General features: G+C 31.1%; 21 protein-coding genes. 17 read left to right on the top strand and 4 right to left on the bottom strand.

Annotated features, from left to right (window positions below; genetic code table 11):
* The first annotated feature begins 135 nt into the window (after positions 1-135).
* Positions 136-1254, top strand: a complete 1119-nt coding sequence (locus C1I91_RS22000; protein WP_128214811.1) for an ankyrin repeat domain-containing protein — start codon at positions 136-138, stop codon at positions 1252-1254.
* A gap of 116 nt (positions 1255-1370) precedes the next feature.
* Here the strand turns inward: C1I91_RS22000 and C1I91_RS21995 are convergent, their stop codons facing one another.
* Positions 1371-3014 (bottom strand): DUF262 domain-containing protein, encoded by a 1644-nt coding sequence (locus C1I91_RS21995; RefSeq protein WP_128214810.1) that lies wholly within the window; start codon positions 3012-3014, stop codon positions 1371-1373.
* Between the two features lie 220 nt (positions 3015-3234).
* Between C1I91_RS21995 and C1I91_RS21990 the strand changes: the two genes are divergently transcribed.
* Positions 3235-3465: a methionyl-tRNA formyltransferase gene (locus C1I91_RS21990; RefSeq protein ID WP_128214809.1), complete on the top strand. Its 231-nt coding sequence runs from the start codon at positions 3235-3237 to the stop codon at positions 3463-3465.
* A 533-nt stretch (positions 3466-3998) separates the two neighbouring features.
* Positions 3999-4394, top strand: a complete 396-nt coding sequence (locus tag C1I91_RS21985; protein ID WP_128214808.1) for a 3'-5' exonuclease — start codon at positions 3999-4001, stop codon at positions 4392-4394.
* 456 nt (positions 4395-4850) lie between these two features.
* Here C1I91_RS21985 and C1I91_RS21980 read toward each other — a convergent pair whose 3' ends face one another.
* Positions 4851-5414 (bottom strand): TetR/AcrR family transcriptional regulator, encoded by a 564-nt coding sequence (locus C1I91_RS21980; protein WP_128214807.1) that lies wholly within the window; start codon positions 5412-5414, stop codon positions 4851-4853.
* Positions 5415-5608: 194 nt separating this feature from the next.
* Here C1I91_RS21980 and C1I91_RS21975 point away from each other — a divergent pair, with 194 nt between their 5' ends.
* Together C1I91_RS21975 and murB are read left to right on the top strand one after the other, a co-directional pair.
* On the top strand, positions 5609-7957 hold the full coding sequence (locus C1I91_RS21975; protein WP_128214806.1) for a YhgE/Pip family protein: 2349 nt from the start codon (positions 5609-5611) through the stop codon (positions 7955-7957).
* Positions 7958-8156: 199 nt separating this feature from the next.
* The gene (gene murB / locus C1I91_RS21970) at positions 8157-9059 is read left to right on the top strand and encodes a UDP-N-acetylmuramate dehydrogenase (protein WP_128214805.1); all 903 of its coding nucleotides are present in this window, start codon (positions 8157-8159) and stop codon (positions 9057-9059) included.
* A 188-nt stretch (positions 9060-9247) separates the two neighbouring features.
* On the opposite strand, the gene C1I91_RS21965 is transcribed toward murB, so the two are convergent.
* The gene (locus C1I91_RS21965; RefSeq protein ID WP_128214804.1) at positions 9248-10072 is read right to left on the bottom strand and encodes an alpha/beta fold hydrolase; all 825 of its coding nucleotides are present in this window, start codon (positions 10070-10072) and stop codon (positions 9248-9250) included.
* A gap of 677 nt (positions 10073-10749) precedes the next feature.
* Between C1I91_RS21965 and C1I91_RS21960 the strand changes: the two genes are divergently transcribed.
* The 10 genes from C1I91_RS21960 (at position 10750) to C1I91_RS21915 (ending at position 21492) form a co-directional block, all read left to right on the top strand.
* The gene (locus C1I91_RS21960) at positions 10750-11082 is read left to right on the top strand and encodes a PadR family transcriptional regulator (RefSeq protein ID WP_128214803.1); all 333 of its coding nucleotides are present in this window, start codon (positions 10750-10752) and stop codon (positions 11080-11082) included.
* Positions 11083-11084: 2 nt separating this feature from the next.
* The gene (locus C1I91_RS21955) at positions 11085-11957 is read left to right on the top strand and encodes a permease prefix domain 1-containing protein (protein WP_128214802.1); all 873 of its coding nucleotides are present in this window, start codon (positions 11085-11087) and stop codon (positions 11955-11957) included.
* A gap of 97 nt (positions 11958-12054) precedes the next feature.
* Positions 12055-12936: a permease prefix domain 1-containing protein gene (locus C1I91_RS21950; protein WP_128214801.1), complete on the top strand. Its 882-nt coding sequence runs from the start codon at positions 12055-12057 to the stop codon at positions 12934-12936.
* 209 nt (positions 12937-13145) lie between these two features.
* Complete coding sequence (locus tag C1I91_RS21945; RefSeq protein WP_128214800.1) at positions 13146-13490, top strand: PadR family transcriptional regulator; 345 nt, start codon at positions 13146-13148, stop codon at positions 13488-13490.
* Positions 13480-14334: a permease prefix domain 1-containing protein gene (locus tag C1I91_RS21940; protein WP_128214799.1), complete on the top strand. Its 855-nt coding sequence runs from the start codon at positions 13480-13482 to the stop codon at positions 14332-14334. Before C1I91_RS21945 ends, C1I91_RS21940 begins: the two co-directional genes overlap by 11 nt.
* Positions 14335-14563: 229 nt before the next feature.
* On the top strand, positions 14564-15430 hold the full coding sequence (locus tag C1I91_RS21935) for a permease prefix domain 1-containing protein (protein WP_128214798.1): 867 nt from the start codon (positions 14564-14566) through the stop codon (positions 15428-15430).
* 222 nt (positions 15431-15652) lie between these two features.
* On the top strand, positions 15653-17644 hold the full coding sequence (locus tag C1I91_RS21930) for a cell division protein FtsA (protein WP_238475865.1): 1992 nt from the start codon (positions 15653-15655) through the stop codon (positions 17642-17644).
* Positions 17645-17659: 15 nt separating this feature from the next.
* Positions 17660-18850, top strand: a complete 1191-nt coding sequence (locus C1I91_RS21925) for a M20 metallopeptidase family protein (RefSeq protein ID WP_128214796.1) — start codon at positions 17660-17662, stop codon at positions 18848-18850.
* A 52-nt stretch (positions 18851-18902) separates the two neighbouring features.
* Positions 18903-19868 (top strand): RluA family pseudouridine synthase, encoded by a 966-nt coding sequence (locus C1I91_RS21920; protein ID WP_128214795.1) that lies wholly within the window; start codon positions 18903-18905, stop codon positions 19866-19868.
* A 13-nt stretch (positions 19869-19881) separates the two neighbouring features.
* Positions 19882-21492: a putative polysaccharide biosynthesis protein gene (locus C1I91_RS21915; protein ID WP_128214794.1), complete on the top strand. Its 1611-nt coding sequence runs from the start codon at positions 19882-19884 to the stop codon at positions 21490-21492.
* Positions 21493-21727: 235 nt separating this feature from the next.
* Here C1I91_RS21915 and spoVB read toward each other — a convergent pair whose 3' ends face one another.
* Positions 21728-23224: a stage V sporulation protein B gene (spoVB, locus tag C1I91_RS21910; protein ID WP_128214793.1), complete on the bottom strand. Its 1497-nt coding sequence runs from the start codon at positions 23222-23224 to the stop codon at positions 21728-21730.
* A gap of 126 nt (positions 23225-23350) precedes the next feature.
* Here spoVB and C1I91_RS21905 point away from each other — a divergent pair, with 126 nt between their 5' ends.
* Positions 23351-24631, top strand: coding sequence for a PQQ-dependent sugar dehydrogenase family protein (locus C1I91_RS21905; protein ID WP_128214792.1), 1281 nt, complete (start codon positions 23351-23353; stop codon positions 24629-24631).
* Between the two features lie 153 nt (positions 24632-24784).
* Positions 24785-25510, top strand: coding sequence for a zinc dependent phospholipase C family protein (locus tag C1I91_RS21900; protein WP_128214791.1), 726 nt, complete (start codon positions 24785-24787; stop codon positions 25508-25510).
* Positions 25511-25516: the final 6 nt, after the last annotated feature.

The following is a 25516-nucleotide window of genomic DNA, read 5'->3' as shown; positions in this document are numbered from 1 at the left end:
TCTTCTAAAAGATTAGGATAATTTATTAACTTTGGTGGGTCAAGTTTACTTGCAAAATGTGGGTCAGTTTTAAGTATAAATCAATAATAAAATTATCGTTGGGCAATACAATAAGTGGGATGTGAGGGGATAGTAGTGAGAAAAAGAAAAATATTTTCTGTATTCATATGTTTCTTTATGGTTACATTAGTTAGCTGTAGCACAAATAATAATAATAAAATTAGTAAGTATGACAGTAAGACATATTTTACAGCTATAGAGAGTAATGATATTAAACTTGTAGAAAGTGTAATTGATCAAGGGGTAGATAAAAATAGTAAAAATGAAGATGAAAGAACACCTTTAATATATTCTCTATTAAAGGGTAGAAATGAAATAGCAAAACTGCTTATTGATAAAGGAGCAGATGTTAATGCCATAGATAAATATAAAGATACAGCATTAAATGAAGCAATTTTGAATGTTGCAAGAACTAATAAGAACGAAGGTAATATTGATATAATTAAGATGCTCCTAGATAAAGGGGCTGATTTAAATAGCCCCAAAGTTGATAAAACACCACTACAATGGGCTAGTGAAACTAATGTAGATGTAGTTAAATTACTTCTAGACTATAAAGCAGATGTGAATATCTCTTTCAAAAGTGAAGCAATGATGAATAGTGATAAGCCATTATATATTGCTGTAAAAAAGGACAAAGTAGACATAGCTAAATTGCTTATAGAAAGAGGTGCTGATATAAATATAAAAGTATCTTATTATAATCATAATTATACTTTATGTCAAAATCTACTTGAAGTGGCAGTAGATAAGAAAGAAAAAAATATGATTGAATTATTATTAAGTAACAATATTAATGTAAATATTCAAGATGAAAATGGTGTAACCCCTCTAATCATAGTTGCTCAAAATAAAGATGAAGACATGTTTAATTTTTTAGTTTCAAAAGGTGCTAATCAAAATATTAAAGATAAAGAAGGAATTACTGCTTTAGAAATCAAAAAACAAACAGAACAAATGGATGCTCGTGCAAAATCAAGAGCTACCGAAGAAGCTAAAAATCCACCTCCAAAAATATTGGAAGAACCTAGAATTGGAATGAGTGCAGAAGAGGTTGAGAAATCTTCATGGGGGAAACCTAAAAGTGTGAATAGAACTACTACAAAGTTAGGGACAAAAGAGCAATGGGTTTATTCGGGAGATTGCTATATATATTTAGAGAATGGTATTGTTACAGCTATACAAGACCATTAAGAATTAAAATGAAACAATGCATTAAGGAAAGCAAGCAAATAAGCTTGCTTTTTCCTATAATAGTTTAATGATTATATGGATGTATTTAGAATAGTAATAACTTTAAATGGCTATAGCTAGTTTAATAATAGATTTAAAATGTTTTTTTGACGATCTTCAAGCACTTTTGGTGTCCAGTCAGAATAGGAAAGTATTTTTTGACTTCTAACTAGATCGCTTATCTTTCTTTTAAAATATTTTTCTTTCTTATTACTAAATTCATAATTGCTAGCAGATGAATTTTTTCTTTTACTCAAAAGTATTAGATTTGAAATTTTATGTTTCCAATATCTATGATCAGTATCCTTAAATAGAGTTCTCCAAGTACTTTTCTCGCTTATGGTTTGGGGTAAAATATGCTCAACACTTATTGTGCTATATTTTCTTTCAATATTATGCTCAGATTCTAAGTATTCTAACTTCAGCAGTAAGTATTTGCAATAGGTTTCATTGTAAATATCTCCATTAAGTTTTTCTTTTAAATTAATAATATCAAATTTCATTACTTCACTAGATATAATTTCCTCTGCTTTACTTGACATTTCAATTTTTCTAAGAATTGAGTTCATATTGACAACTCTTTTAGTTGATGTAACACCAAGAATCCAATCAGCAACATATTTTTTTTCTAATGCTTCTATAAAATCAAATATACTATCTTCTTTAAAACGTTTGTAATAATATAAAAATGGAGGAATCCAATCTGTTGATGGCAAAAAGTCTGTCATTATATTTATTAAGTTTTTATATTCTATCTCTTTTAAATGACCAGTCAATATTGACTTATCTAACAATAACTTTTCGTAAATGGTTTTATAATCTTTTAAATATTCTATAAAATCCTTACCTTTCAAAATCCTATTTTTGCCAAAAATTAGATTTTCATATTCTTTTAATATATCATCTTTAGCCTTTTCTTTTACTTCAATTGTTCTAATATATGAAATAAGTTTTTCAAATAATTCAGTACCTAAGTCTTCTTCTATTTGTTCCCAAATTAGTGCATATTTTTTTATATCAGTATCGTTCATAATTTCAGGGGAGATATTTATTGCTTTTAATATGTCAATCCTTCTTAGTTGTAATCCTCTGTCATTTACAATAGTAAAAAGCTTAAATGCATCTTCAAATTCCTTAGTTGCAATATATATAATAATACATCTTTGGGATATATGTTGAATGAGTGATTGTATTTGAAATTGGGTTAGATCTAGAAGTTTATCTTTAAAAACATTAATTGCATTTATCATATTAACTTGCTGAAAGTTTTCGCAATTAATTCCTTTAATTAGATTTGTACCATTTTCTTGCTGAACATATTTTTTGAAAAATAAGCTCTCTTTAACTTCTAAACGAACTTTTTCGGGTATACCATCAGCAAGATTTTCTTTTTGAAAAATTTTGCATTGATTTGCGTTTTTATATTGAGCATCAGTGACGCGATCGCGTAAGCAGGCTAATAAGATTTGAAGTGTTGTTATTCTTTGCTGACCATCGATTATAGCATACTTTTTTCCAGTACCTATGTTTTCAATTTCTTGAAGTATTATTGTACCTAAGAAATATTCACTTTCTCTATTGGATTCGTAAATATCATCAAATAATTGTTCGCAATTTTCTTCTAACCAAGAATAAGGTCTTTGGTATTCTGGGATCATAAAGAAAAATTCATCACTAAAAAGTTTCTTTATAGAAATTTTTTCACCTATTATAACAGACATATGTATTCCTCCTACTGTATTTTATTAGAAAACCTAAAGTCTATATTAATAATTACTATATCAAGGTATAGACTATTCCTAAAATCAAAACAATTAATGAATTTAAGAATAAATAAGTTGGCTATAAGAACAATATAGGAAAAATTGGGCAATAGCGGTTTTGATAATGGTAGAAGTTTAATTTAAAATGAATATATAAAATATAAAGGGGGATTAATATATGACAAAAGTAAGTAAGATTGAAAAAATTGAGAAAACAAAAAATTCAGTTCATCCTGATGTAGGATGTACATACTGTGTATTTCAAGATTCAGGTGAAAAGTATTTGCAAATAGATACATACAAGATAGGGGATATAGGTATGGCTGAACAATCAACTCAAAAAATTCAATTTGATAAAGAGTTTGCAGTTAAATTAATAGAGATACTAAAAAGTGAGTTTAATTTATAAGTTATATTTTTATAGGAATTTGAATAAAGTAATTGGTAAAACTGAAAAATGAGAATGGATGGCAATAATATACGGAATTATGTTATATTACAGTAAATATAAATTATAAGTAATGTATCGAAGATACATATTATTAAGTATTTAAAGGAATCATTAACCTCTATCGGAGTATTATTTTGAAATTCACATTATATAAAATAAGTACAAGAATAATTAACTAAGCTAAATAAATGAACTGTAATTTGAATGATTGATTAATATTAATTTGTTGAAAAATACTCCTATTAGAAGTTCAAAAGTTGTATCATAATATTAAAGTTTTTATATGAATAGTTATTGTAATAGAAAAAATTTTAGATAATAAGTTATAATAAAGCAAGTTTAATTTACTTGCTTTATTATATATAGAATAATTAGCATTTAGTGGTATAATTTTATTTAGTGAATGGAATGAATCAAACCTAATTTAATGGAATCCTATATATAATCAGTGCTAACAGTTTTGAAGCCTTTAAATCCACGGAGTAAAAGGTATGGAGTTTAAAAACGTATATGTCATAGATGTTAATGAAGATATTATCCCACATAAAAACGCAGAGGAAGACGGGGAAGAGGAAAGAAGACTTTTCTACGTTGGAGTAACCAGAGCAAAGGATAATCTGTTTATATACTCTCCAAAAATGCTAAGAGGAAAGTTTAAAGAAAGATCAAAGTTCTTAAACGAGATAGCTGTAGACAAGTATATTGTGAGAGAAGACTACGGCTTTAATGCTGGAGATAGGGTGTTCCATAAAAGCTTTGGAGCAGGCTTTGTTAAGGAAACCACTGCGGATAATATAGAGATTACCTTTGATGATGGAATGGTTAGAGGATTCAATTTAAAGATATTAGTGGAAAACAAGCTTTTGAGTAAGATTGAGAAGCTTTAAGTTAGTAAGATGTTAAGAGTTAGCAGAGTAAAAATAAAACCTCTTTAATGTTAGTTGCATTAAAGAGGTCGTTTTCTCATATATAAAGTTATCATATTTAAGGTATTGTTAATGCCACTAAAGTCTTAGAAATAAAATAGGAGGACGCAACATGAAAATTGTAGACAAGCTTGTTACGTCCTTCTAAAAGTTTTGGGTAACTTCACTTGTAATTATATGTATAAAAGTGAATATAATCAAGTGTTACAATAAAAATAAAGGTACTTTTTTCTTAAAATACAATATCTGCTTGTAATAAGAATAGCTTCATTTTTAGATTTTAAATCGTTTAAGCAAGAAATTTAGATATATTTAATAAAAATTAAATTGATATTTTAACAAGAAATAATATTTTCTATTTTTTAAGAGTTACATTAATATTTTTTGAAATTACATATTTAGTACAAAAACTAGTAATTATAAATTCTTAGTTATGTTTTGAATCATATCTGAAACAATTAGAGCCATTTCCTTTGGAGGAACATTTAGATCATCTTCCAACCATTGTTGTATTACTCCTATGCAGCCAGATATTAAGAATGGTCTTACAAAATGTACCTTTATCTTAGGTATAGTTTCTCCAAAAGGCGGTTTCTTTTGAACAATAGCTTTCTTGAATTTTTCTATAAAAGAATAATCCCCATCTGGACCAAGTAGTATCTTGCACATCTCACCATTATCCTGTACATATTCAAATATATGAGTATAAAAGGATAAGAAATTAGAGTAGTTATTGGCATCCTTTGAAAATTCATCAAAGGCGTCATTGAAATCCTCTAACATTTCATTTTCTATTTGCTCAACCATGTCGAATATATCCTTATAGTATAGATAAAAAGTAGATCTATTAACATCAGCTAAATCAGTAAGTTCTTTTACTGTAATTTCACTTATTTTCTTTTTAGACATAAGATCCGTTAAAGAATGAAGGAGGGTAGCTTTAGTCTTCCTAACACGTCTGTCGATTTTTTCTTCTCTCATATTTAATAACACCTCGTAAATTTTTCTTTTCAAATATAATAGACAGTTGTCGATTACATGTCTAATAATCGTCAAAATCATAGATATTAATGATTGAAATTATGCAACACACATCTTATAATACACATATGTCGATTAAAAAACAAGTGTTTAGGTAATTGTATTACCAATCAATAGTAATAGGAGGTAGCAAAATGCAATTAAAAAAAGCAAAAGATAATAGGAAGCTTACATTAGTTATTATATCTATATTAGTAGTTGCAGTTATGTTTGTACCAATGCTATATTCCTCTATCTATCTTGGAAGCGTATGGGATGTCTATGGAAGACTTGATAGTGTACCAGTAGCCTTTGTAAACTTAGACAAGTCGGTTACAAAGGATGGAAAAGAATATGCTATAGGTAAGGAAGTAGAAGATAAGCTTAAAGATAACAATAAAGTAGGCTGGCGTTTTGTAAGTCATGAAGATGCTATGGATGGAGTTAAGGGATCTAAGTATTATGCAGTAATAGAGATACCTGAAAACTTTTCCCAAAGTATTTCAAATGCACAAGACGGAAAGTTTAATAATCCAGAGATAACTTATACTGCAAACAAGGGAAAGAACTTTGTATTTTCGCAAGTTTCCTCAAAGGTTGCTGAGGGTATTAAAACTGAAGTGAGTTCTAGCATACAGAAAGAAATTTCAAAAGCTTTGGTAGATAGTTTATATGACGTAAAGGTATCTATTAAGGATGCAGGAGATGGAGCTTCTAAGCTTCAAGATGGTACACAAAAGCTACTTGACGGTGGTAAAACTTTAACAGATGGTCTTGGAACAGCAGCTAGTGGCTCTTCTAAACTAGAAGATGGATTAAAGCAAGCAGCCAGTGGAGGTCAATCACTTCAAGCCGGCACAAAGCAGCTATATGAAGGTAGTAATACTCTTTCTAGTGGAATTGCTCAAGCTTCCAATGGATCAAATGACTTGAAAAATGGTTTGTCTACACTGGCTTCTGGAGAATATCAAGTTTTAGATGGAGCAGGTAAGCTAATTACTGGATTAGATACACTTAAGCAAAGTTTAACCGCTAAGAATGACAAACTTCCACTGTTAGTAAATGGTGCTTCTCAATTAAGTGATAAAACTAGCGAACTAGCACAAAAAACTGCTGATTTGAATTATGCTAATTTTAGTGCTTTAGCTTATGGAACAAGTCAAACAGAACAAGCTATTAGCAGTGCCAATAGTGCAATTAGTCCAGAATTAGTTGCCTCTATTGATAGCTCCAATATGAGTGAAGCAGATAAAGCAAAAATAAAACAAATAGTTGGTACAGTGCAAAAGGTAGATGCAGTAAATAAAACTGCGAAGATATCTGGACATCTTTCAGCTATGGCTGAAGGAGTTAAGCAATTACCTAGTGCGATGGAACAGTTAAAGCAAGGAAGCAAAAATCTTTCAGATGGAATAAATCAATTGGTAAATGGTCTATCAGATACACAAAATAAAGCTTCAGAGGGTGTAGATCAGTTATTAGCTGGAGCAAAGGCACTTCAAAGTGGAAGCTCCGCTTTATATAGTGGTTTAAGCACAGCAGCTAGCAAAACTGGAGAACTTACTAAGGGCTTACAACAGTTAAATACTGGTTCTATGGCTTTAAGTGATGGATTAAAAACTGCCAATGCTGGAGCAGTAAGTTTAAGTGAAGGCTTAAATACTGCAGCAAGTAAAACTGAAGATTTGACTAATGGACTTAATAAGCTTAGCAGCGGAGCAAATACTTTGACTAACGGTTTAAATGATGCTAATGATGGTACTAACAAACTTAAGGATGGACTAAACAGTGGCTATGATAAGATGAGTAATAAGCTTAAATTCAATTCTGACAATATGTCTCAGTTTATATCCGAGCCTATATCTCTTAAAGATAGCTCTATAAATGATGTAAAATACTATGGAGAAGGCTTGGCACCATATTTCATGTCCTTATCCTTATGGTTAGGTGCAATGTTTATGAGTTTAATACTTTCCATTGCAAAATCAAAGAATTTATTTAAGAGTAAATTAATGAACAGTTTCTTTGGCAAGTTTATAGTTGGTTCAGGTCTTGTAACTATGCAAGCTATAATATTGAGTTTAACTGTTACAAAGGGGTTAGGAATAAGTCCAGCAAACATAGTCGAATTTTATGGAACCAATATATTGATTTCAGTAGCATTTTTCAGTGTGATGTATGGGGTGTCTCATGCTATAGGAGTTGTTGGTGGAGCTGTTATGTTTATTGTATTGTTACTACAACTAGCTTCTTCTGGAGGAACCTTCCCAATAGAAACTGCTCCTTTATTTTATAGAGTTATTAATAAGGTTGTTCCTATGACTTACTCAGTAAGTACGCTTAGAATGACCATATCAGGTATAAATCAATCAGTTCTTAATAGTAATATGGGAGGATTATTGATTTTTATATTAGTATTTTTAAGTGGAGGATTTATAGTAAGAGCATTAATGGATCTTGGTAAAAATAAGAAGCAGAAAATTAGAGAGGCTGAGGCCGCATAAATTTAATAAAATATCTGCTTATGATAGGGACTATTTAGCGAAAGTTAAATAGTCCTTTTATAATTTAATAGTTAGTAGTATACTTTTATATTGAAAATAAATGTAAGCAATTATATAATCTGTTATAGAATATAGGGAGACTGATAAAAAGGAGGATTCTAGTTCTTATGGTTTTATATCATATTAGCTAGATATCATTATGAAAACTGACCATATTGTTTCATGCTTGGAAGTATTACTTGATAAGAAGAATATTTTTGTAAATGAGCCTATGAGTAAGCATACGACTTTTCGTGTGGGAGGAAATGCAGATGTATTGGTAAGTCCAGCTAATATAGATGAACTTATATCAGTACTTGAATATTTAAGATTAAATAATGTAAAGCACATAGTTATAGGGAATGGAAGTAACGTGGTTGTAGAGGACAGTGGATATAGGGGAGTTATAGTTAAGACCTCAAAGTTGAATTCTATTAACATTAAAGAAAATGTACTTGAAGCAGGTTGTGGGGCATTTCTCTCAACCGTTAGTAAAATAGCACTAGAGCATGGGTTAGCTGGCACTGAATTTCTTTCAGGCATACCTGGTACTATTGGTGGGGCTATCACCATGAATGCAGGAGCCTACAATTCTGAAATAAGCGACATAATTGATTACGCTATGGTGTTAAAACAAGATAAGATAGAAAAGATAAGTAAATCAGAACTTATGCTTTCTTATAGAAACAGCATAATACAAAAGGAAAATTATACGGTTCTTTCTGCAGGGTTTAATTTAAAGAAAGATAGCTATGAAGCTATACACAGTAAGATGAGTGAGATACAAGCTAAAAGAATTTCATCTCAACCACTTAATTATCCTAATGCAGGTAGCATATTTAAGAGAATAAACGGCCATCCAGTTGGAGCTGTAATAGAAAATGCAGGACTAAAAAATGTAGCAATAGGCGGAGCAAAAGTTTCGGAGAAACATGCCAATTTTATCGTGAATACAGGAAATGCTACAGCAAAGGATATTAAGACTCTAATTGAACTTGTTAAGAAAACTGTTAAGGATAAGACCGATATAGATTTGGAAACTGAAGTTAAGTTTATTGGGTAAATTTTTAGAAAAATATTATAAAATCATAATGAAAGTAAAATACTTTGACGTCTATAAATCTAGAAGAGGGGTTCTTGAAAAGAAGAATCCCTTTTTTCTAAATTTTAATATTAATTATTTGCGCAAGTTTATCTAAGCATCGTATCACTGACTGCTTAATTTCAACGCAGTACGTTAACGGAGTGTAATTAAAAATCTATTTTTTCTATTCTCTCAAGCCATTCTTTAACTAGTGTATTAAAAACAGCTTCTTGTTCTATTTGCAGGTTATGGCCTGCCATATCTAAAACTGCAAAGGTTGCTCTGGGATAATTATCAAGGATGTTCCAGGCATCTTTATAACCTACACTGGAATCTTGACGACCTAAAAGCATAAGCGTAGGTTTATCATAGGCAGCTTCAAGTCTATCAACATCAAAAGAAAACTCATAGCCAGTATTTTTTAAGTTAGTTAAAAATTTATCATCTGCCATTTTTACTCCACATAATATTTCATCCCTATACCTTTGCCATATCTTTTCACTTTGTACTACAGCCATAGAGTTAAAGTCCTTAGCGTCAAATGCTTCAAGGGATGATAATAAGTCAGGATCTTCTTTTAACACTATATGTTGCGGATTATTACGTTTAGTATAATCTGCTACAATGCAAGGACATAGAAGAAATAATCCATCTACCTTTTTAGGAATCTTATAGGTAATACCTCTTGCTATATATCCTCCATAAGATTCACCGCAAAGGAGAAAATTCTCTTCAGGAATTACGATGTTTATAAACTCAATTACAATATCAAGCATCATGTCAGAGTTTTTGATCCAGCTTGCACTTTGAGACTGGCCCATTCCTGGCAAGTCAATATATATTCTTTTATAACCAGATAAATCACTGAAAATAGGTTCCATGCATCCAGACATAAGTCTATGATCAGGATAATATCCGTGAATCAAAACAATGGGCTTCCCCTCACCAATTATTTCATAATTAATATTTAAATTCTTTATTGATATTTTCATCAAACCGACCCCTTTAGGTAACAATATTACGAACATAGGTTCTAGGTAAGTTTACCATATATTAAATTTTGTGTAAATATGTATGGTGATTTTAGCTCGGCAATTCTAAGACATAACTCCGAAATGAAGTTATAAAATACGAAGACAGTTTTAAAGCATGTAAAGTTAGACGATGGTGAATACAGCACTACATAGTAAAGTTTTTATGGTATATAGGAATGTATTTAAAAAATGTTGTTACTAGATTTGTGGATTAAATACTAAGTTGAATAATGATAGATAAAGATATATCACTCCGTAATAAAATTCATGTTTTCACACTCTCATTTTGGAAACCAAGGAAGTTTTGAATATATATTTCTTATGGAAGCAGAACATATTTATTTGTTTTACAGTTTATTATCAGATATTAAGTTATGTATTTACTTTATAAATTCAGGTTATTGGGCTGATGATAGAATACACCAACATTTTTTAAATACATAGGCATATATAGAAAAAATAAAGTCTTCAAGTACAGATTAAGATTGTAAAAATTGTAGTTTAGAAGGCTGTACGTTAGATGAAAGACTTTATTCATTTGTATTGTAAAAAACATACAAAAATTTATTTTTATAGCATAAAGTACTTTATACCATAGAGTAGTATATGGTATAATATTACTGGAGGTGAACTATTTGGAATTAAGCAAGGAAATGATTAAAGGTTATATAGAAAGCATTATATTGACACTTTTAAAGCAAGAAGATCTATATGGCTATGAGATAGCAAAGAGAATCAGGAATACTAGCAAGGGAAGCTTTGAAATAAAAGAAGGAACAATGTATGTAGTACTTAAAAGACTTGAGAATAACGGACTTGTAACTACCTACTGGGATGATGGAGAAAGTGGAGGTGGCAGGAGGAGATACCATAAGATAACAGAAAAGGGCATTGAGTATCTTAAAGTAAAGAAAGAAGAATGGGTGTTTTTCAGAGATATATTAAACATCTTTTTTGAGGAGGTATAGTGGTGAAGGCTATAGATAACTATATAAATTCTATATATAAAAATGCAGATGATAACCTTGATGAGATAGAGGAAATGAAGCAGGATATGAGGCAGCATCTAATAGAGACTGTAGAAGAACTTAAGAGCGAAGGGAAAAGTGAATCGGAAAGTATAAAGATAGCTATAGAAAGATTTGGAGAGGCACCAAGTATAAAGGATGAACTTTCAAAGGTTATTCCTTTTACCAGAAAGCATTTTAGCATATCTCTATATGCTTCTTTGGTAATGATTGGGATACTGCTTGTAATTGTAATTACACTGGTAAATTATGCAGGTAATCAATTTGCATTTAATGGTACTATTTTATTAGCTTTTGCAATACCTATATACATTATAATAAGAGCCTCAAAATTAGAGAGTATGAGGAAAAACAATCAAAAAGCTGACTTAAAAAAAGAAGGAATAAGATTATTATTTGTAATTTCTATTTTTTATATAATAGGCTCTGCTATACTTCAGTTTGGAGTTTTCCCAAACTACAATAACAAAATAAATTACTCTATAAGATTTATACCTTTGAGCCACATACTAGATGTAATCAGTAGAGGTGTTCCTATATATGTGCCTATAATAAGCTGTGTAAAAATCTTTATTTCATACTTAGTAGTAGGGTTTTTATATACGATTGTAAGTAGTAAATATATAAAATTAAGTAGGTGTATAGGATTAGGAGTAACAATTTTCTTAGTAGCTACTGTGTTGAATTATTCTATGTCTATTTTTGGATTAACATTAGTAAGAGCTATTACATTTGATATAGATTACCTTATATCATGCATTTTAGGAATAGTGGTTGGCTGGTTTATATATAATCAAAAGATAAGAAACGCATAAGTATTTGTATAAATAGAGTTTTTTGGATGCTCAATGAAAATAGTACAATTTACTAAAGGGTATTTGTAGAGTAAACATCTTTTGAGGAGGTATGGTGGTGAAGGAGATAGATAACTATATAAATTCTATATACAAAAATGCAGATGATGATTTTGAAGAGATAGAAGAAATGAAGAGTGTTATGAGGCAGCATTTAATAGAGACTGTGGAAGAGCTTAAGAGAGAAGGAAAAAGTGAATCGGAAAGTATAAAGATAGCCATAGAAAGATTTGGAGAGGCACCAGGTATAAAGGATGAACTATCAAAGGTGATTCCTTTTACTAGAAAGCATTTTAGTGTAGGGCTGTTTGTAGTTTTGGGTATGATTGCTGTTTCATTTGCTTTTATATTTTGTATTGCCAATTATGTAAGGGATGAAGGAACAATAAAAGGTGTAATAATGATATTATCAGCTCCAATATACATTATTCTAAGAGCTATAAAACTTAAAGAGATTATAAAGAATAAAGAGTCAGTAAGCTTAAAGATTGAGTGGATAAGATTATTTTTTGTAATATATATAGCATATCTTGTAGGAAGTTACATTCAATATATACAAACCTTTTCTGATGCTTCTAAACAAATGTATTATTCAATAAACCTAATACCAATCATAGGTATACCTAATATATTAAAAGGGATGGCACTTAAAGGGCTAGGGATAAATATTTTTATAAGAATTGTATTAAAATATTTTTTTAGATATTTTCTTTTAGGTATTCTTGCACCTATTGCTTATAATGGCTTTAGAAAGCTTAACAATTGCATATTTTTAGGTATAACAATTTATATTGGAATATTTTTGTTAAATTGCACCTTTTCTTTCTTTGGTTTATCCTATCACAGGGAAATAGCTATAAATATAGATTTTCTTATAGTAGCTGTGCTAGGTGTAGTTATTGGTTATTTTATATCCAGTAAAAAACTAATAAAATCATAGTGTAACTTTTATATTTATAAAAATTAATAACATGACATACCAATAAAATATAAATTTATATAACAAAAGTGTCTTTTAAGACTAGCAGATTATCTGATTTAAGATAACTGTTAGTTTTTTTCTTTTAATCCAATAAAAATACAATTTATTATTAAGTACATTGCATTATTAGGTACTATATGATAATATGTTGGTGGAAGGTGAAAAATATGGAAATCGATAAAGAGATGCTTAAAGGGTATATAGATACCATATTGATGAGTTTAATTAAAGATAGCTCTATGTATGGGTATGAACTTGCGAAAAAGGTTAGGGAGATCAGTGAAGATACCTTTGAGCTAAAGGAAGGAACCTTATATCTATCGCTGAAGAGGTTAGAGAAAAATGGATATGTAAAGTCCTACTGGGATGATAGTGAAAGTGGTGGGGGAAGAAGGAAATACTACGCAATTACTGAAGAGGGCTTAGAGTATATACAGAAGAAAAACCAACAGTGGATTTTTATGAGAGACTTGATTGATAAGTTTATGGGAGGAAGTAAGAATGAAAGATAATTTACAACTAAGCAAAAAACTATTGAAGAAAATTGATAAATTTATTATAGGGATTTCTTCAGATTTATCAGAAAGTAAGGATACTATTAAGGATTTTAGAGAAGAAATGAAGGGGAATCTTATAGCCAGTTGTAGTGAGTTATTAAAGGAGGGATATAGTGAAGAAGAATCTTTTAGCCTTGCGGTGAATAAATTTGGTGATAGTGAAAATCTCAAAGAGGATTTGACTAGTGCTTTTAAAACAAGAGGTAAGACAAATAAAGTGTCCTTCTTTATTACAATATCAGCTTTGATATTAGCTTTAGCTTTCTTATTATTTCATAATATGTTTGAAAAGAAAATAACTTATTCTACACCTCATGCTTTAGAATATGCAACAAGTGTAAGTATTCAGCAAGGCATAGCACTTGATAATAACAAGATTGAAAACTTGATGAAAGAGTATAAAAAAGAGGTCAAACTAGTAGCTATTTATAAAGTGGAAGATGGCAAGTCTATATTAAAGAATGTTTATCCATCCAGTGAAGACAGTAGTGAAATTAACAAACTATCTGAAAGGTATTTAACATCATCGATAGCTTGCCAAAATCCAAGTTCAGAGCAATATTTTATTAAGATTATAGAAAACAGAATAGATACTCATAATATTGGTCACTATCTGTGGGTGTTCTTTTTCTTAGTATATTGGGTAGCCTTTGCTGTATGGGCATCTACCTACGCCTATTATATAAATAATTTGAATTTTGGCTGGTTATTAAGCTTTGTTCTTTTTAACATTTTGGCTTATGCAGTTTTTAGATTTACCAATAAGCTAAAATTAAGAAACAAGCTTATATTAGATTAATATAGCAGTTGTTTGCAAATTATATAAAGATGTACCACTTCAATCCTTAGACTCAAAATAAAGCTTTGAATGAAGCTACGAAGCTTTATATTGATAGATGTCATCTTGAAATAAGATGACTATACAATACTTTATATATGGACAAGATATAATAAAAATTATTCGATTATAAGAATTAAATAATCAGGTTAGGGAGATTGATTTTACTACATATTGGAGGAAATAAATTATGAAAGATGATATACAAATAAGTAAGCGTTTGAATAATAAAGTGGACAAATTTATAATGAATTTATCGTCTAGTTTATCAGAGGATAAGCAAACTGTTAAGGATTTTCAGGATGAGATGAAAGCAAACTTTACTATTAGTCTTTTGGAATTACTTAAAGCTGAGCATAGTGAAGATGAGGCCTTTAATATAGCTGTAGCTAGATTTGGAGATGTACACCAATTACAAAGAGATTTAACCGGGGTATTTAGTGTTAGAAATAAGGTGAGTAGAAGTGCTTTTATAGTTGCAATAATCTCTTTGCTTTTAGCTCTTGTTTGCTTCGGGGCACATAAAAAGATATCAGAATATAGATATATTAGTGTTCCTAATGATTTATTAAGTGAAACTAAAGCTAAAGTTAATAAAGGGATAAGTATGAATGAAGGTACTTTAGATAAATTATTGGAGAAGTACAAGAATAGATTTGAGTTTATAGCTTTGTATAAGAGAGAGAATAATACAAAGGTTCTAAAAAATATATATCCTTCTAACTTCGATATGGATAGATTTAGAGAAGTGACAGAAGTTGAGCAGAACTATCTTACTATATACTGCAATACTCCAGAAGAAGAGCAATATGATGTTGTAATCGGCTTTCAACCTATATATATTCCTTTTGATGAAATTAGTGTAGGAATAGGGCTACTTATAACCTATTGGATCTCCTTTGGAATATGGGCCACCACAAAGACTCACTATTCTAATAGATTTAATCTAGGGTGGGGCATATTATTCTTCATATTTAATATATTAGGTTACGGACTATTTGTCTTAGACGACAAATGCAAAAGTCTCCAAACTGGCTTAAACACAATAAATTCTTAACTTCTTATCAATTTAAAAGGTAAAGAAGTTAAGAAGTTTAAAATTAAACTTGTTAAAAATTTATTTTTTTCAACGCAGTACTTTAACAGAACCATATTTTTAAGAATGAAAAGTAAACATTGTAGCATTGGTAAAATTATAATATAATCATAAGTAAGTATAGGCTCATATTCATTAGAATATGAGCCTTTAGATTTTAACGTAAGAGGGGTTAAGTGAAATATGATTATGGATAATATAGTAGAGCAGGATGTCATATTTTCTTTAGATATTGGTACAAGAACAATTAAGGCTACCGTTGGAATGGTTAAGGATAAGAAGTTTCATGTTATTTGTGAAAGATTCTTAGAGCATGATGAAAGAGCCATGGTAGATGGACAGATTCACGATATAAATTTAGTTGCTTCAGGGGTAAGTAATGTTAAGAGAGAACTGGAAGAGGAGCTTGGCTTTAAGTTAAAAGAGGTTGCTATAGCAGCTGCTGGCAGATTTTTAAGAACTGTAGAAAGCAAAGCAGAAATGGAACTTAATGATGAGGAGATAAACAAGGATACTCTTAGGAGTCTTGAGATGACTGCGGTGTTAAAGGCTGAAGAGGAAATCAACAAGACTACTGATGGTAAGTTGTATTGCGTAGGGTATAGCGTTAAGAACTATTATTTAAATGGTTATATCATATCAAATTTATTAGGTCATAAGGGAGAGAATATAGCTGTAGAAGTTATATCTACCTTCTTACCAAGGTCTGTAGTGGACAGCCTTTACTCCGTAATGAATAAAGTTAATCTAAATGTGGTTAATTTAACCTTAGAACCTATTGCTGCGATGGAAGCAGTAGTTCCTCAAAACCTAAGACTTCTTAACATAGCTCTTGTGGATGTTGGAGCAGGAACTTCAGATATAGCCATATGCAATAAGGAAAGCGTAGTTGCTTATGGTATGGTTCCACTTGCTGGTGATGAGGTGACAGAAGCTATAGCACAAACTTATCTTGTAGACTTTAACACTGCAGAGAGAATGAAAAAAGAGTCTACTGAGAAGGATCAGATATCCTATACTGATATAATCGGTTTTGAAAATACTGTAGGTAAGGATGAAATCTTTAAGCTGGTAGAACCAATAGTTCAAAAAATAGCTGAAGAGGTTTCTAGAAAGATAATAGATTTAAATGGATCTAAAGCTCCGAGCGCTGTCTTTTTAGTAGGTGGTGGAGCACATACTCCATATTTGAAGGAATTAATCAGTGAAAAGCTAAATATACCTATACAGAGAATAGGTATAAAGGGAAGAGATGCTGTTACAGATTGTGTTTGTACAGATCTTACGCCAGGAAGCTCTGGAGTTACAGTGCTTGGTATAGCCTTATTGTCAATAAAGAGCTTAGGGCACAACTTTATAGATGTAGCTTTAAATGATAGCTTAATAAGCTTGTTTAACTCGCACAAGCACAATGTTATGGATGTTTTACTTCATGCTAATATCAATCCTAAGATTTTGATTGGTAAGAATGGAAAAAACATAAGATTTACTATCAATGGTTCAAAAAGAATGGCTTTTGGTGAATTAGGAATCAACGCTAGGTTAAAAATAAATGATGAAGATGCAACTCTTGAAACATTAGTATCCGATGGTGATAAGATAAATATAGAGTATGCTCAAGAGGGAAAAGATGCTGCGCCAAGGATTATGGACTATATGACTGATATAGAAGACTTAACTTGCTACTATAACGATCAGCTTATAACAATAGAACCAGTAATATTAATAAATGGTGAAAAAGCAAGCTTAGATTCTGTAATAAAAAATAACGATGAAGTAAACATAATTTATCCTAGAACTTTAAAAGGAATAAAAAAATACATATTAAAGCTTGAAGATAGCATAATCTTAAGTATAAATGGTGAAATAGAGCCAGAAGGATATGAAGTTAAAAATGGCGACAGAATAGCTATAGTTGAAGAAAAAGTTAAAGATATGGAAGAGAATAATTCTACTAAAAAAGTAGAACAAGGAATAACCTTAAAGGTATTTGCAAATGGAGAGCCTAAGGAGCTACAAGGTAAGAAAGATTATGTTTTTGTTGATATATTCAATTACATTGAATTCGATCTTACCGTAGTAAAAGGCACGCTTAATCTATTGTTAAATGGTAAAAATGCAGCTTATACTGATAAATTAAACGAGGGCGACAAAATAGAAGTATTTTGGAATTAAGAGGTGAATAAATTAATGGGGCTAGACTTTTATAAAGAAGCATTATCAATAAATGATGAGCTTGTAAGCTTAAGAAGAGATTTTCATGAAAATCCAGAGCTAGATTTTGATTTGCATAGAACTTCAGGTAAGGTAAAAGAGTTTTTAGAAAAAGAAGGTATACCTTATGAAGTTTATGCAGGCACAGGAGTGTGCGGGATTATAGAAGGAACCGCAGAAGGAGCAAAGCAAGGTAAGACTGTTGCATTAAGAGGCGATATGGATGCACTTCCTATACAAGATAAAAAGTCTTGTGATTACAGCTCAAAGGTAGCTGGCAAGATGCATGCCTGTGGTCATGATGCACATACTACCATACTTTTAGGGGCAGCTAAGCTTTTAAATGAAAACAAGCATCTTCTAAAGGGAACAGTAAAGCTAATATTCGAACCAGCAGAAGAAACCACTGGTGGATCAAGAGTTATGATAGCTGAAGGAGTACTAGAAAGTCCTAAGGTAGATGCAGTATTTGGACTTCATGTAACTGAAGACTTAGAAGCAGGAAAGATAATGGTTAAAGATGGAGTAGTCAACGCAGCTTCAAATCCTTTTACCATAAAGATTAAAGGTAAAGGTGGTCATGGAGCAGCACCAAATAACGCTGTGGATCCAGTGGTTATGGCTGCTCAGGTTGTATTGGCGATGCAAACTATAGTAAGCAGAGAGATAAACCCTTTTAACCCAGCTGTTGTTACTATAGGAAGCATACAAGGCGGTACAGCACAAAACATTATTCCTGATGAAGTTAAGCTAACAGGAATAATTAGAACCATGTCTTCAGAAGATAGATTAAATACAAAATTAAGACTAGAAGAAATAGTTAAAGGCATATGTACAGCAATGAGAGGAAGCTATGAGATAGACATAGAAGAAAGCTATCCTTGTTTATACAATGATGATGACATGGTTGAACTTTTAAGAGCTTCTGCCAAAGATGCAATAGGTGAGGAAAATGTTTTAATTCAACCAGTGCCAAGAATGTGGGTGGAGAGCTTTGCTTACTTTGCAAACGAAAGACCAGCTTGCTTTTATATGTTAGGCTGCGGCAATGCAGAGAAAGGTATTGTAGCTCCAATCCATAATGCAAACTTCGATATTGATGAGCAGTGTTTACCTGTTGGAGTAGCGGTACAATGTCAAACCGTATTTAATTATTTGACAAGATAATGAAATAATATTAAGCTAAACAATGGAAGAAACTTAATTAGGAGTTGATTATGTGAAAATAGAGATAGGAACAAATGAAGCAGGTCAAAGATTGGATAAATTTCTTAGAAAGCTTTTAAAGGATGTTCCACTTAGTGCTATATTTAAAGCACTTAGAAAAGGTGACGTTAAAGTAAACGGCAAGAAAGAAAAAGAGAAGTATTCTCTTCAAGTTGGAGATATCATAGAGATAAAATACATAGAGTCTAAGAGGGAAAAGGCTGACACTTTTCAGCTTGTTGATCCTAAGTCAATAAAGATAACCTATGAAGATGAAAATATGGTTTTAGTGGAGAAGTGGCCAGGAGTACTTGTTCATTCAGATAAAAAGAACGGAGAACCTACTCTTACAGATTATGTATTGTCATACCTACACAAAAAGGGAGATTATACGCCAGAGAAGGAACTTACCTTTACACCAGCTCCATGCAACAGACTAGATAGAAATACTTCAGGAATAGTTTTCTTTGGAAAGAACTTTGAGTCTTTAAAGCTTCTTAATGAGATGATAAGAGAAAGAAATATTCAAAAGTACTATACTGCTTTGGTTAAAGGCAGAATTAAAGACGGTAGATATGAGGCTTATATATCTAAGGATGATGAAAACAACACTGCTACAGTGTATGACAAGTATGCTCCAGATACTAAGAAGATAGCTATGGATGTTAAGACTATTCAAAGTAATGGTGCATATTCACTTGTAGAATTGGAGTTAATTACAGGTAGAAGTCATCAACTAAGAGCTCATTTAGCACATTTGAACAATCCTATTATAGGTGATCCTAAATACGGTGACAAAAAGCTAAATAATTTCTTTGAAAATAAATTTGGCCTTACCTATCAATTTTTATATGCTTATAAAGTTATATTTAGGGAAGTTCCAGAGAAATTTAGCTACCTTAACAATAAAACTATAGCAGAAGGACTTCCTCCTATGTTCAAGAAGGTTAAAAAGGACGTATTTAAATTTGTTATTTAGATAGGGGTAGATCATGAAAGAGCAATCAACCACCAAAGGATTTGCCATACTTTCATTAGCAGGCATATTAGCAAAGCTTTTGTCTTTGCTATATGTACCTCTGCTACAAGCTATAATTGGGACTGGAGGATATGGCATATATCAAAAGACTTATGAAATTTTCACTTTCCTATACGCGGTATTAAATCTAGGTATACAAACAGCTGTGGCAAAATACATATCTGAGCTTATGGCCATGAATAACCATAGAGATGCACAAAGAACTTTTAGATTGGCTAGAACGCTTCTTTTATTAGTTGGAACTGGAATATCAATCATACTTATAGTTAGTGCTAAGTTTATAGCTGTAAATACTGGAAGCCCAAGAATATTTATGGGACTTATAACTTTAGCACCTGCTATAGCGTTAACTTCAGTTTTATGCGTTTATAGGGGGTATTTTCAAGGAAAAGGAATTATGACGCCCTTAGCTGTGTCTCAAGTAGTGGAACAATTTATGAATGTAGCTGCAAGTTTGTTATTTGCCTATATATTTATAAAATATGGCGTTGAAAAAGGAAGTGCAGGAGGAACTGTAGGAACTTCTTTAGGTGCATTTATAGCAATAGTTTATCTAATATACATAGCAGCAATTGAGAGAATAGACAGGAAAGTTTATAATCAAGATAAGGACATAAAGAGAGTAAGAACTAAGACAATAATTAAGAAGCTTGGTATGTATGGGCTTCCAATAGCCTTAAGTGCAGGACTACAGAACTTCGGAGCTGTAGTTGACATGACTAATGTTACTAAAAGACTACTATATGCGGGCTTTACAGAGGATCAAGGAAATGTTTTATATGGTATATTAGGATATTATAAGACACTTTTATATGTTCCTTTAACAATAATAACTGCCTTAGCTACAGCAGTTATGCCAGCAATAGTTAGAGCACTGGTAGTTAAAGATAAGAAGACAATGAAGGAAAAAATCTTATTTGCTATTAGAATAAGTTATGATGTAGCAATTCCAGCGGCATTCGGACTAGCTATACTAAGCAGTGAGATTTATAAGGTCTTATTTGGAAAGACCACAGGTTCACAGCTTATGCTTTACGGATCCATTGTAGTTGTATTTATGGCTATAGTTCAAATACAGAATACTATACTACAGGCAGTAAATAAGTTTTATTTTGTAGTTGGGTCCTTATGCATAGGTATAGTTCTTAAGATAGTATCAAACTATATTTTGATTGGTTATAAAGATATAAATATACAGGGAGCTGTAGTAGGAGGAGTGCTTTGTTTCTTCGTACCTATGATATTGAATCATAGAAAGATGTGTAAGACTCTTAAGTTCAAGTTCTCATTACTTAGAGTGGCATCTAAACCTATATTAAGTTCACTTGCTATGACCATAGTTATCTTGCTTTTAAAGATATCAGTTTTTGGCATAATGAATACTTATTTAGGTGAAGGAAGAATAGTAAACTCTATTATTCTGTTTATAGCTATAGCTTTAGGCGGCATAACATACTTATACGCAATGATATCTACTGGAGGTATCACTAAAAAGGAGATGGATTCACTCTCTCCAAAAGTATCTAGGATGATGCCTGGATTTTTAAAAAGACGTCTGAGATAATATATAAGAAAATCCATAAATAGTTCTTGCTTAGTGAAAATTTCAAGCCAGTGTATTTTACTAAGTTTTACAGAGAACAAATAAGGGGTGAGCCTTCTTACAGCTCATCCCTTATTTATCGTAAATTTTATGAAAAACTTTAATAAAATTGTAACTTTTATTAAAACATTGGATCGATGGATTATTAATTTTTACATTGTACGTTAACAGAACCAAGTTCTTAAATATATAAACATTAATCTATCCTCAGTTTTACAGAAACTCCTATAAAGAAGGTAAAGCAAGCAACTATTAATATAATATTCTTTAGTATTATATTAATGCCAGAAAGTAAAGGCAATAATATAGACAATAGGTAGAAGGTTAATACTCCTATAAGTACGAAAATAATTACTGCTCCAAAGGATAGGTTTAGTTCGATGTTCTTATTAACCTCATATAAGTTTAATATAAGACTTAGGCTTGAAACCACCAATGCAGTTATAGCATAGCCATAAACATTTATAGAAGGTATTCCTGTTAAGATATATAGACAGATAAGCTCTATAACTTCAATAATTATTGAGTTTCTAAGTATTACATTTTGTTTTCCTAAGCCGTTAAGTATACCAAACATAGTGCCTGAAGTAAAAGAAAGTGGTGTACAGAAAGCGGCTATTTTTATGTAATCACCTAAGTCATTTCTTCTAAAGAACATTTGTCCTAAAGAGTCAGGAATCAATATGCATATAACAGAAGTACAGATACCTATCAGGAAAACTAGTTTTATGACTTCTTTTATTCTCCTAGCAGCTGAATAATAATCCTTTTTATTCATGGATTGAGATAAGTCTGGTATAAGCAAAGTATTTAGAGATTGTATTATAAGAAAAGGAAAGGTTACTATGGTTAAGGCCATTCCGTTATACTTACCAATCATGGATAAAGCAGTACTATATTCAAAACCAGCTTGTACAAGTCTTCTTGGTACAACTAAAGCGGACATGGTATAAAATATACTTGTTAAAAAGCCAGTAATGCAAAGTGGAACAGATACAACTAATACATCAAATAGAAGTTGAGCTCGTCCTTCTTTTTTTGATGGTACAATCATAATTTTTCTTGTGAGGCTTTTATAATATACATAAAGTAAAGCCAAACTTTGGAACTCACCTATGCAAAGAGCAATGTATGCTACGGTGACCAAGGAAGAAAGAGAATTTGCTTTGAAAAAATAAATCAGTAAGGCAATTACAAAAATTCTCATACCCTTCTCTAATATGTCTATGAAAGCTGGCATAACTATCTTTGAACTTCCATAAAAGTAGCCCTTTAGTATGTTTGAAAGAGCAATAAAAACCATAGCAGGGCAAGTAATCTTTATGGCGTTTATTGTTCTAGGGTCTTTAACCCAGTAAGCTCCAATAGCTGGTGCAGCTAGATATACTAAAATTCCAACGATAGTAGCCCAGATAAGATTGAAGATAGCTACAGTTCGAATTGTTTTAAACAGATTTCCAAAATCATTCTTTGAAGAATAAACTGCTGATACCTTAGAAATAGCTGCCACAATTCCTGCAGTCATCAGACATATAAAAAGATTATAAATAGGCATTACTAAACCATAAAGTCCCATTCCTTCAGGTCCCAATACCTTTGAAAGATAAATAGAAAATATAAATCCTAACATTCCCGTGGTTAGGTTGGCTACAGTTAAAAGAATAGAATTCTTATAAAAACTATTTTGCTCCAATAAAATCACTCCTCTAAGCCTCAATAATAAAAATTATTCAAAAAAGTGGACAAATATTCATTGGTTATCATTATTTGTGTTAACTAAAAATATATTTAACTTAGAAACCTTATGATGGAGGATGGTATGAGAGGAACAAAAATTATAATCGGTATTATAATACTGTCAATTTTAGGTGGTGCTTTGCTTTTTACAAATGCCATGAGGGTTAATGTATCTTTGATTGGCTCTGGGTTAGGAACAGAAATAAAAGTAAAGGGGATTAAAGAAGCTAACTGCTTTACCTTTGATGAAAACAAGAATATATATTTTGGCTCAGATAATGGCATCGAATTATATAGAACAGATGGCAAGAGTGAATACATAATAAAAGAAAACAATATAAATATTAATTCCATAGGGTATGAGGATGGAAAGCTTTATTATGTAGAAGGTAGTAAGCTAATAGCTTATGATATTGAAAATAAGATAAAAAGTGAATTAATTAATAACTTGCCAGATAAAGGCGATTACAACAAATGTAAGTTAATCATTTGTAAAGATGATATATATATATCCATTGGTGCAGCAACTAATTCGGGAATGGTAAGTGGTATAGAAGCTGTTCCTGATATGTCTCCTATTGATGTAACCTTAAAAGGAAGTAATTATGGAGAAGAACCTACAGGAGCTTTCTCTAAGTATGGTGTTAAAACGAAAAATGGACAGGTTATCAAGAAGAATTTTCCTGGTAACGCATCGGTATTGAAATACGATATTAAAAATAAGAAAGCAGAACTATTTGCCTCAGGAATAAGAAATATTGAAGGCTGGGACTACAATTCTGAGGGTTCGCTAATGGCCATAGTAGGAGGTATGGAGGATAGAGGCCTAAGGCCAATTCAAGGAGATACAGATTATATATATGAGCTTAAAAAGGATATATGGTATGGATGGCCGGATTTTAGTGGAGGAGATCCTTTGGATTCAGCAAAGTTTACTGATGATAAGGGCAAAGCCGTAAAACTGCTTCTAAGTAAATGGCCTATGGTTAATCCGCCTGCACCAGTATATGTATATAAAGATGTAGGCGCTATTAGCTCTTTGGCTATAGATAAGGATGGAATTATTAAGGAAAAGGACTCAAGTTTCTTTTACGATAAAAAGGAACAGGTTATATATAACCTAGATAAAAATGGACTTATTAATAAGGTATTTAAATTTAAAAATAGTGCTCAAATAAAAGATATAAAGCTTATAGACAAATCTCTTTATATTTTAGATAAAAATAACGGCATACTATACGAGGCAAGAAAACAGCAAAAAAGTTTGATAAGTGGTTCCAACGGTTTATTGTTTTTTTCACTTTGTGTAATAATATTAGCTATGGGCATAATAATAGTTAAATTTAGTATTAAGAAAAAGTAAATTGATAGTTGAAGGTGGTTACCTATAGGTATCTTTTACGAAAACTTAATTTATGTATGTTCAATAATCCCGGTTTCTGGGGATTATTGGGTATATATAAATTAATAGTTGAAGTTGATACCTATATATGCAGGTATAAACAAGGAGAAAATTATGAGAAGACAGATGGAAAGAACTTATGGAAGGATGGCCAGAGGAGTTATGGTTGCAGTGAATCCTGTGAAGAAAATGGCTGTGAAAACTCATTGTGTTGTCCATAAATATATAAATATACAGGCTGTAGAGATATTGAAAAATGATGGCTATGATGATGCCTATATGTTCTATAAAAAACATATAAAGCATTTAAATGATGGAGTAACTTGGGCGGATCAAGACTTTAAAAGTACCAATCATTTTTATCATTACAAATTAGAAAGAGGCTTATATGGATTTTCAAATGCACTAGTTGAGTGCCAAAAGTACTATGAAGAGTCTATAAGGCTTATAAAGAATGGAGAAGAACATAAAGGAGTGTTTTTCTTAGGAGCTTCAGCACACTTGATTCAAGACATGACTGTTCCTCATCATGTCAATAATAGGCTATTAAAAAGTCATAGAAAGTTTGAGCTTTGGATTATAGATAGATTATTTAAACAATATAATTTTTCCATAATGGCTGGGACCAAAAGGTATAATAGTGTGGAGGAATTTATCAAAAATAATGCTAAGTTTGCTAATAGTGTACATCATAAGTATATGGAAATCGAAGATAGAGAGCAGAGATACTACAAGGTATCAAAAGAGATTTTAAGAGAAGCTCAAATAACTACAGCAGGGTATTTGCTTTTCTATTATGATACAGTAATTATGAATTATGATAAAGAAAAAGACTTGTAGAATACT

The organism is Clostridium manihotivorum, assembly GCF_004015185.1.
Classification (GTDB): domain Bacteria; phylum Bacillota; class Clostridia; order Clostridiales; family Clostridiaceae; genus Clostridium_AR; species Clostridium_AR manihotivorum.
This window is presented reverse-complemented; position numbering and strand designations above follow the sequence as displayed.